The organism is Pseudomonas edaphica (genome assembly GCF_005863185.1).
GTDB lineage: Bacteria > Pseudomonadota > Gammaproteobacteria > Pseudomonadales > Pseudomonadaceae > Aquipseudomonas > Aquipseudomonas edaphica.
Window position 1 is genome coordinate 1 of record NZ_VBVZ01000539.1, and the last position, 4236, is coordinate 4236.

The 4236-nt window shown below is 61.1% G+C and carries 3 protein-coding genes and 1 pseudogene; 3 read left to right on the forward strand and 1 reads right to left on the reverse strand.

What is annotated here, in order from left to right:
- Nucleotides 1–13: 13 nt before the first annotated feature.
- Nucleotides 14–724 (forward strand): annotated as a pseudogene (locus FEM54_RS26010) (carbohydrate porin); the annotation flags it as partial.
- Between the two features lie 109 nt (nucleotides 725–833).
- On the opposite strand, the gene FEM54_RS26015 reads toward FEM54_RS26010, so the two are convergent.
- Nucleotides 834–2015 carry a XylR family transcriptional regulator gene (locus FEM54_RS26015; RefSeq protein WP_017136529.1) on the reverse strand — a complete coding sequence of 394 codons (1182 nt, stop codon included), beginning with the start codon at nucleotides 2013–2015 and terminating at the stop codon, nucleotides 834–836.
- A 139-nt stretch (nucleotides 2016–2154) separates the two neighbouring features.
- Between FEM54_RS26015 and xylA the strand changes: the two genes are divergently transcribed.
- Entirely contained in the window at nucleotides 2155–3471 is a 1317-nt protein-coding gene (gene xylA / locus FEM54_RS26020; protein WP_138453605.1) for a xylose isomerase, read from the forward strand.
- Between the two features lie 74 nt (nucleotides 3472–3545).
- Nucleotides 3546–4236, forward strand: a 691-nt coding sequence (locus tag FEM54_RS26025) for a substrate-binding domain-containing protein (protein WP_138453606.1), incomplete at its 3' end; no start/stop codon positions are given.

Consider the following 4236-nt stretch of genomic DNA (forward strand, 5'->3'; position numbering starts at 1 on the left):
CGGCAGCGGCTAGACCAACTACCCGAATGCACGCCTGGGTGCGCGGGTGAAATACGATTTTTCGCCAAACTGGCAACTGCGTGTGGCGGCATTCAATGTCGACCCCGACAGCAACGGCAACTCCAGCCGCGCCTGGCGCCTGGACCCCAAACACACCACCGGCACCGTAGTGCCGATCGAGCTGGTGTACAAACACGCGGGCACGCTGCCGGGTGAGTACAAGCTGGGTTATTACTACGACAGCTCCGATGTGAAGCGCATTGGCAGCAACAAAGACGTGAACGGTCGCGGCGGTCACTACCTGCTGATCGACCAGGCCGTCTGGGCCTCCAGCACATCCGCAGGCCGTGTGCTGCACGCTTTCGGCCAATACTCGGCCGCCAGCGAAGCCGCCTCGCCGTTCAGCAAGTGGTACGGCGCGGGCGTGGTGCTGTACAAGCCGTTTGAAGGCCGCCCACGCGACACAATCGCCTTGGGTTATGGCCGTGCGGTGCCCAACCCACGCAGCCGTGACGTGCAGGAGTTGGCAGCGTTCAATGCGGGGACGGACTACCCCAACCTGAACAATGCCGAGCAATTGATCGAACTCAGTTATGGCTACCAGGCCACGCCGTGGCTGACGCTGCGCCCGGATGTGCAATACATCATCGAGCCTGGGGCGTTTTCCGGTGAGAGCATCGATAACGCGCTGGTACTGGGGTTGCAGGTCAAAGCCGTATTCTAAAAGCATGAAATGAGGATCGTTCCCACGCTCCGCGTCCCGCCACCTGCGCCTGTGTGACGCGGAGCGTCACGGGATTCATTCCCACGTGGAACGTGGGAACGATCTCACTTCAAGGAACACTTGCGCCATGCTGGTACTCGCGCGGCGTACAGCCAAACTCTCGCCGAAACACTGTATGCAGGTACTGCGCCGATTTGAAGCCGCAACCCTGGGCAATGTCGGCGATCGCCAGGGCGTGGTTTTCCAGGCCCTTGGCCGCCGCCGCAAGTTTGAAGCGCAGAATCTCGTCATGCACGCTGCACCCACGCACCTTGCGAAAGTGCGACTCCAGGGATGAACGCGACACCCCCACATACGCCGCCACCTGCGCGGTCTTGATGCCCTGGCAGGCGTATTGGCGAATAAACAGCAACGCCTGCATCACATACGGGTTGCCCAACGGTTGATGCAGGCTGGAGGCCTGCACATTGATTGCATCCGGCGGCACCAAAATCTGCGTGCCCGCGCAGGGTTTGCCGTGCAGCATCTGGTGCAGCAACGCGGCGGCCGTGCGGCCCATGGTTTCGGTACCCTGGATGACCGAGCTGAGCGGCACGCGCGTGAGGGTGCGGGTCAGCGGGTCATTGTCGATGCCGATCAACGCGACCTGTTCCGGCACGGCGATGCCGGCGGTGAGGCAGGCTTGCAGCAATTGCCGGGCGCGGGCGTCGGTGACGGCGATGATGCCGATGGGCTTGGGCAAGGCTTGCAGCCAGGCGATCTGCTGCTCCACCGCGCTGTCCCACAGCGGCGCACTGGTGCCCAGCCCACGGTAAACCTCAACCTGCAAACCATCGCGTTGCATCAGGCGGCGAAAGGCTTTCTCGCGCTCCTGCGCCCAGCGGTTGGCCTGGGCTTCGGGCAGGCTGAAGCAGGCAAAGCGGGTCAGCCCCGCCTCAATCAAATGTTCGTACGCCAACTTGATCAGTGCATGGTTATCGGTGGCCACATAGGGAATGCCCTTGGGGTAGGCGCGTGCATCCTGATAGGAGCCGCCCACTGCCACCACCGGCAAATGAATATCGGCCAGCGCCTCACCGATCAGCGGGTCATCGAAGTCGGCAATGATGCCGTCGCCCTGCCAGCGCTCGATGCCTCTTAAACGGCACAAAAAGTCTTCCTCCAGGAACAAGTCCCAGGACACACGCGTGCTGCTCAGGTAATTGCCGATGCCGGTGATGATGCCGCGATCGTAGATTTTGCTGCCGTTGAACAACAGGGCAATGCGGTGCACGGGCGGTAGGGTTTTCATTGTTTTTATCCTGGGGCCGGTCGCTACAGACTAGCCCTGGCTGGTCAAAATCGCACTACGTCTTGGTGATTTTCATAATCGGCAGTCCCGATGCCGTTGCTAGTATCGGGGCACCGCCAAGAACAATAAGGAAAACACCATGCCGTACTTCCCAGGTGTCGAGAAGGTTCGCTTCGAAGGCCCCAGCAGCGACGCCCCTCTCGCCTTTCGCCACTACGATGCCAACAAACTGATCCTCGGCAAGCCCATGCGTGAACACCTGCGCATGGCCGCCTGCTACTGGCACACCTTCGTGTGGCCGGGGGCGGACATGTTCGGCATGGGCACCTTCAAGCGCCCGTGGCAGCGCAGCGGCGAGCCGATGGACGTGGCCATCGGCAAGGCTGAAGCGGCGTTCGAGTTTTTCTCCAAACTGGGCATTGATTACTACAGCTTTCACGACACCGATGTGGCACCCGAAGGCAGCTCGCTCAAGGAATACCGCAACCACTTCGCGCAGATGGTCGACCACCTGGAGCGCCACCAGGAACAGACCGGCATCCAGTTGCTGTGGGGCACCGCCAACTGTTTCAGCAACCCGCGTTTTGCCGCTGGCGCCGCCAGCAACCCGGACCCGGAGGTATTCGCCTACGCGGCCGCTCAAGTGTTCAGCGCGATGAACGCCACCCAGCGCCTCAAGGGTGCCAACTACGTGCTGTGGGGCGGTCGCGAAGGCTATGAAACCCTGCTCAACACCGACCTCAAGCGCGAGCGCGAACAACTCGGGCGTTTTATGCGCATGGTGGTCGAGCACAAGTACAAGATCGGCTTTAAGGGTGACCTGCTGATCGAACCCAAGCCCCAGGAGCCGACCAAGCACCAGTACGATTACGACAGCGCCACGGTGTTCGGCTTCCTGCATGAGTTCGGCCTGGAACACGAGATAAAAGTGAATATCGAGGCCAACCACGCCACCCTGGCCGGGCACAGTTTTCACCATGAAATTGCCACCGCCGTGTCCCTGGGGATTTTCGGCAGCATCGACGCCAACCGCGGCGACCCGCAGAACGGCTGGGACACCGACCAGTTCCCCAACAGTGTCGAGGAGATGACCCTGGCCACCTATGAAATCCTCAAGGCCGGGGGCTTCAAGAACGGCGGCTACAATTTTGATTCCAAGGTGCGCCGCCAGAGCCTGGATGAGGTTGACCTGTTCCACGGGCATGTCGCCGCCATGGATGTGCTGGCCCTGTCTCTGGAGCGTGCGGCGGCCATGGTGCAAAACGACCGATTGCAGCAGTTCAAGGACCAGCGTTATGCCGGCTGGCAGCAGCCCTTGGGCCAGGCGGTGCTGGCCGGTGAGTACAGCCTGGCATCGTTGGCCGAGCACGCGTTTGCCCATGAGCTGAACCCGCAGGCTGTGAGCGGCCGTCAGGAGATGCTCGAAGGCGTGGTCAACCGGTTTATCTACACCTGACCGCCTGCTCGCCACAGGTACGGTACATTCATCAAATCAGTGTCTTTCCAACAACAATAAAAGGACGCACCACCATGAAAGCATTCAAACGTACCCTGCTCGCCACTGCCCTGGCCCTGCTCGCCCTGCCGGTGATGGCCGACTCGGCCCACCCGAAAATCGGCTTTTCCATCGACGACCTGCGCCTGGAGCGCTGGTCCCGCGACCGCGATTACTTTGTCGCCGCGGCCGAAAAGCTCGACGCCAAGGTGTTTGTGCAGTCGGCCGATGCCAACGAGCAGAAGCAAATCTCGCAGATCGAAAACCTCATCTCTCGCGGCGTTGACGTGATCGTCATCGTGCCGTTCAACGCCACCGTGCTGACCAACGCCGTCGCCGAAGCCAAGAAGGCCGGGATCAAGGTGGTGTCCTATGACCGCCTGATTCTCAACGCCGATATTGACGCCTATATCTCCTTCGATAACGAAAAAGTCGGCGAGATGCAGGCCAACGGCGTGCTGCAAGCGGCGCCCAAGGGCAATTACTTTTTGCTCGGCGGCGCGCCCACCGACAACAACGCCAAAGTGCTGCGCGAAGGCCAGATGAAGGTGCTGCAACCGGCCATCGACAAGGGCGATATCAAGATTGTCGGCCAGCAATGGGTCAAGGAATGGAACCCCACCGAGGCCCTGAGCATCGTCGAAAACGCCCTGACCCGAAACGACAATAAGATCGATGCCATTGTGGCCTCCAACGACGCCACCGCCGGCGGCGCGATCCAGGCCC

Coding starts and splice junctions, on each gene's coding strand:
- FEM54_RS26015 (WP_017136529.1), bottom strand. CDS start 2,015: ATGAAAACCCTACCGCCCGTGCACCGCATTGCCCTGTTGTTCAACGGC.
- xylA (WP_138453605.1), top strand. CDS start 2,155: ATGCCGTACTTCCCAGGTGTCGAGAAGGTTCGCTTCGAAGGCCCCAGC.